Genomic DNA, 4,672 nt, shown 5'->3' on the forward strand with positions numbered 1-4,672 from the left:
TTTCTATGTCATCATCAGGATCGTAGCCCCAAACTTCTCTGAGGATTTCGCTAGGAGAAACTGTTTGACCGTGGCGTTGCAATAAGCAGTGAAGTAACTCAAATTCCAAGTGAGTCAATTTCACCGTTTCATTGAACCATATCGCCTCAAATCTTTCGGGAACGAGGGTGAGTGAGCCATAGTTGAGAATTTCACTATGCTTTGCTGCTTGGGGAATGCGGTCAGTCCGCCGCAAAAGTGCTCGCACCCGCGCTAGCAGTTCTTCAACTTCAAAAGGTTTGGTGAGGTAGTCATCGGCGCCAGCATTGAAGCCTTCCACCTTGTCCTGAGTTTGGCTCAAAGCCGTCAACATTAACACGGGAATCTCAGAGGTGCGATCGTCTCGGCGCAGGCGTTGGCAAACGGTAAACCCATCTACTCTGGGCAACATTAAATCGAGCATGATCAAGTCTGGTTGCAGCTGGAGAGCCAGCGCTTGACCTTTGATGCCGTCTTCAGCTTGACTAACATCGTAGCCAGCCATTTCTAATCTGCCTTGGCTGTAGCAACTTCCGCCTTCACGTTTGAGTGTTTCGCGCAGGCTGTAGCAACTTCCGCCTTCACGTTTGAGTGTTTCGCGCAGGCTGTAGCAACTTCCGCCTTCACGTTTGGGTGTTTCGCGCAGTCTGTAGCAACTTCCGCCTTGGCTGTAGCAATTTCTGGCTTCACGTTTGGGTGTTTCGCGCAGTCTGTAGCAACTTCCGCCCTGACGTTATCAAAAGTAGCTGTAAATTACTGAAATTCTAAGTTTCTTGATAAAAATCAATAATTTTACGTATGACAACTTTTTAAACAATTGTCCACTATAGAGTTATGTAAATTTGAAAAATGAGTAACAATTATGGCAAGACCAAAACGTAATTCACGTATTCTTGGCAAAGCTGAAACACGTCTAGCAAGCATTAAATCTATCAATTCAAGTCTAGATGTCGGAGAGGGATTGTCAGTCAAAGATTATACTGTAAAAATCGAAAGCCTGCGACAATCTCTAGAAGCATATAATACCACCCTCTCCAATATTGATATCTTGCTAACCCAGATTCTTGAAAATGAAGAAGATTTGGCAGACTATTCTGAGAAATTTTTGCGTGGTATAGCTTATAAATTTGGTAATAATAGCTATGAGTATCAGATGGCTGGAGGTACTCGTAAAAGCGATCGCAAGCGTATTGTGCGTCAAAGTGTGGTTTCTGCTCTCGGTCAACCTGCTCCTACTGGTATGCAAATCAACTAGGATATCGCAGTCTTCAATCATTAGTAGAGACTAGCAATTGCTAGTCTCTACATCTAGATTATTGCATGAGAATCTGACGGATTAGAATGCTCATTACCTCATCTGGGTTATCGGTGGGTACTAGTAGACTCCAGTCCCCAACGTTGGCGTAGCCAATTACTTGCAAATAGTGGATGGTGCTGGTAACGGCTTTGGCAGAACCAATCAATGTATGTTTAATCGGTTCTCTTCGGGGTAATGGCTGTCGGGTTGGTTGATGGCTGGCGGGTGTATCTAAATTTTCCCCAGACAAAAACTGTTCTAACTTGGACTGGGCAGATTCTGGTAATTGTGACATGATGATATTCATACTCCGATATTGGGGTTTTTATAAAGGCGATCGCACACTTCTTTGCGGGATGAGGCGATCGCCTTTATCGATCTTGGGGTTTAGATTGAGGCGATTGCTGTCTTCTTTGCGGGATTTGGCCATCGCTTCAACCATACTTTAATATTAAAGTATAATTTTATACCTGTCAAGCGTATTTTGAAAAATATTGCACTTTTTTTGATGGGAGGCGATCGTTTTTGCAGGGATAAGTTTGTGGGTTGAGGGCGATCGTTAAAAAGCAAGTTATCTTGATAATTTTTTATCAAAAAGCCTGATTTTTACTGATATATTTGAGCATAATTCTGAAAATTGCTCATTTGACGTTGTAGCTTGCTCTATTAGTGTCAAGTATTTTTAGTGATTAATACTTAGATATATGCAACTGAGGTTATTTGCTCGCGTATTACCAGGGGTAGCAACAACTTCCGTGATTTCAGCTTTAGCTTTGGCAGTTGCCACTACCACAAGCAACCAGCCGAGTTATGCTAGAAATAACAAATTCTTTTGCACGCAGGAACGCGGTGTACCAGTTACTAAAGTACGCACCTCACGGGGAAATGAGACATTCATCCGTTGGGTAGTTAAAGATTTTAAAAAATTTCCACCCTCAGAACGTTGTAAGATTGTCTCCACAAGGCTGCAACGCTATTACGATAATGGTTCACTTTTCATCAGGAGTGAATTTAACTTCAACAATCATCCAGTTTTGTGCATTGCCAATCGTAAAGGCATACCTTGTACTTCAGATAATGTACTAGTCACCCTCAAGCCAGGAACTGATTTAGGAAGAGTCTACCAGCAGATCATTGCTTTTCGCCGTGGTGTTGCAGGTAAACCTTTGGATTTAACTGGCAAATGTCGCCCTTATACTGAGTATGACGGTGATTTGTATCTTGATGTTAAGCGACTAGTAGATGACAAGCAGTGTGGTCAATAGACTTTTGCGTTTAGCAATCTCAAAACAGAGTCTGTATAATCTTGCTTCTAGTTGGCAGTTCTTTGGGGAGTTTACTTTAACATGATCTGGCAATGGCTCAAAAACGGACTTGGGTACACAGTCTGCTTGCTAATTTGTCTTGCTGGTATTTCCTTAGCATTGCCAAAACAGCAAAGAATTTCTAGTGATGTTACCAAACTTTCTCAGACATCAACTCCGCTTTCACCAGAACAATTACAACTATTGGCAAAGACAATCACTGTCAAAATATCTGCAAAAGAGTTACTCGGTTCAGGAACTCTGCTGCAAAACAAAGGACAAATTTATACAGTGATAACTAATGTCCATGTCTTAAGAACAGCTAAACCTCCCTATCAAATTCAAGCACCAGATGGGCGTGTCTATCAAGCTTCTGTGTTGCAGGTTGCGGAATTTCAGAAGGAAGATTTGGCTGTGTTGCAGTTTCGTAGCCCTTATGTAGTTTATACAATTGCTAATATCAAAGATGCATCTAGCTTGCAAATTGGGGATGAGGTTTTTGTTGGTGGATTTATATCTAATTTAACTAATCAAAAGCTGTCTCCCCAAGCAGCAAAAATCTTTAACAATCAGTTTGTCTTTACCTCTGGTAAAGTCACTTTATTGCTAGAAAAAGCTTTAGAGCAAGGCTACCAGATTGGGTATACAAATGATGTTCGTAAAGGGATGAGTGGTGCACCATTATTAAATGTATATGGTGAAGTTGTGGGTATCAATAGCTTACATAAAGACCCACTTTGGGATACTCCAGAAGTTTATCAGGATGGTTCCCAACCGGATAAATCATTACAAGAAATAATTACACGTTCTAGTATGGCTGTACCTATTAGAAAAGAAGTATTACAAAATCATTGGGAGAAGAAATCATGAGGTTTGCGGGTGGACTTCCGGCAGTATTATTTGGTACAGCAATTGTCGTTGTGCATCTGCAAATCGCCACGGCGTTGAAACCCACAGAAATTAGTCCCATCGCTCAAAAAATTACAGTTCGTATTGATGGAACAGGTACAGGTTCTGGCGTAATTATTGAACGCCAAGGCAATACTTACACCATTCTCACAAATTGGCATGTGGTGCAATTTGAAGGTAGCTACACAGTTCAAACACCAGATGGTAAACAATACACCTTTAACAGTAGCCAAGTGCAATCATTCCTAGGTGTTGATTTGGCGACATTTCAGTTTACTAGCAACCAAAATTATAGTGTTGCAGAAAAAGGAAATTCTGAAAACTTAGTCACTGGGGCGTTAAATATAGTGCCTTGGAAAACATTCTTCATCTCATCTGCCAACTTCTGATAGTTAATGACACTTGGCTGTTGCGGTTGAGACTTTAAGTTATCGGCTTGTTGCTGTATCAATTGAATAAAATTAGGATTGGGTTCAGCTTTAGCTGCTGTTGCTACTTCTTGTGCAGCTTGAGCCAGTTCAGGATTAGCTTTGGCAGCAGATTCTACCTCTAGTAAAGCTTTGCCATAATCGAGAGGTTGTTCTGGCATTTGTTCAATAGCAACTACAGTATGGGGAGACTGTTTTTTGAGGGTGACGAGAAACTTGCCAGCCCGATCCCATAAAGCTTCACCTACCTTTTCGCCTGTCTTTTCTAAGGCTTTGATGGCAATTACAGAGCTAAGAGCGATCGCCGCAGTAGTTAAAGGTTCCATATGCTATTTAAATGACTTCAATGAAGTACATACAATAATTCGTAGGGTAGCACAGCTGTGCTACCCTACTAACCTGAATACTCACTACTTACAATTGCTGCGGTGATTTCATTCAACGACTGTTACCGAAGCCCCTTCATTTGCTGGAGGTACACCGGGTAATTCAAGACAGTATCCAGCACCATATACTGTCTTGATATAGCGGGGGTGGCGGGGATCTGGTTCTAACTTAGTTCTCAAGTGGCGAATATGGACTCGAATCGTTTCTATGTCATCATCAGGATCGTAGCCCCAAACTTCTCTGAGGATTTCGCTAGGAGAAACTGTTTGACCGTGGCGTTGCAATAAGCAGTGAAGTAACTCAAATTCCAAGTGAGTCAATTTCACCGT

General features: G+C 41.7%; 9 protein-coding genes. 4 read left to right on the plus strand and 5 right to left on the minus strand.

The genetic code is table 11. The features are described from left to right. Both LC574_RS27325 and LC574_RS27330 read right to left on the minus strand, forming a co-directional pair. The coding region (locus tag LC574_RS27325; RefSeq protein ID WP_229456808.1) for a response regulator transcription factor at positions 1-580 on the minus strand (580 nt) is incomplete at its 3' end. Continuing rightward, positions 526-708, minus strand: a complete 183-nt coding sequence (locus LC574_RS27330) for a hypothetical protein (RefSeq protein ID WP_229456800.1) — start codon at positions 706-708, stop codon at positions 526-528. The genes LC574_RS27330 and LC574_RS27325, both read right to left, overlap by 55 nt. Before the next feature lie 172 nt (positions 709-880). Here LC574_RS27330 and LC574_RS27335 point away from each other — a divergent pair, with 172 nt between their 5' ends. Further along, positions 881-1,273, plus strand: coding sequence for a hypothetical protein (locus LC574_RS27335; protein WP_229456801.1), 393 nt, complete (start codon positions 881-883; stop codon positions 1,271-1,273). Positions 1,274-1,331: 58 nt separating this feature from the next. On the opposite strand, the gene LC574_RS27340 is transcribed toward LC574_RS27335, so the two are convergent. After that, positions 1,332-1,610, minus strand: coding sequence for a hypothetical protein (locus LC574_RS27340; RefSeq protein ID WP_229456802.1), 279 nt, complete (start codon positions 1,608-1,610; stop codon positions 1,332-1,334). Between the two features lie 409 nt (positions 1,611-2,019). Between LC574_RS27340 and LC574_RS27345 the strand changes: the two genes are divergently transcribed. From LC574_RS27345 to LC574_RS27355, 3 genes are all read left to right on the plus strand, one after another. Beyond that, positions 2,020-2,580 carry a COP23 domain-containing protein gene (locus tag LC574_RS27345; RefSeq protein ID WP_229456803.1) on the plus strand — a complete coding sequence of 187 codons (561 nt, stop codon included), beginning with the start codon at positions 2,020-2,022 and terminating at the stop codon, positions 2,578-2,580. An 81-nt stretch (positions 2,581-2,661) separates the two neighbouring features. Then, the gene (locus tag LC574_RS27350) at positions 2,662-3,489 is read left to right on the plus strand and encodes a serine protease (RefSeq protein ID WP_229456804.1); all 828 of its coding nucleotides are present in this window, start codon (positions 2,662-2,664) and stop codon (positions 3,487-3,489) included. Then, on the plus strand, positions 3,471-3,917 hold the full coding sequence (locus LC574_RS27355) for a trypsin-like peptidase domain-containing protein (protein ID WP_229456805.1): 447 nt from the start codon (positions 3,471-3,473) through the stop codon (positions 3,915-3,917). The genes LC574_RS27350 and LC574_RS27355 overlap by 19 nt, the downstream gene beginning before the upstream one ends. Here the strand turns inward: LC574_RS27355 and LC574_RS27360 are convergent. Further along, positions 3,818-4,282, minus strand: coding sequence for a hypothetical protein (locus LC574_RS27360; RefSeq protein ID WP_229456806.1), 465 nt, complete (start codon positions 4,280-4,282; stop codon positions 3,818-3,820). The two genes, LC574_RS27355 and LC574_RS27360, sit on opposite strands and share 100 nt — an antisense overlap. A 108-nt stretch (positions 4,283-4,390) precedes the next feature. Beyond that, a partial coding sequence (locus LC574_RS27365; RefSeq protein ID WP_229456807.1) for a helix-turn-helix domain-containing protein occupies positions 4,391-4,672 on the minus strand: 282 nt, incomplete at its 5' end.

Source organism: Nostoc sp. CHAB 5715, from assembly GCF_020829685.1.
GTDB lineage: Bacteria > Cyanobacteriota > Cyanobacteriia > Cyanobacteriales > Nostocaceae > Nostoc.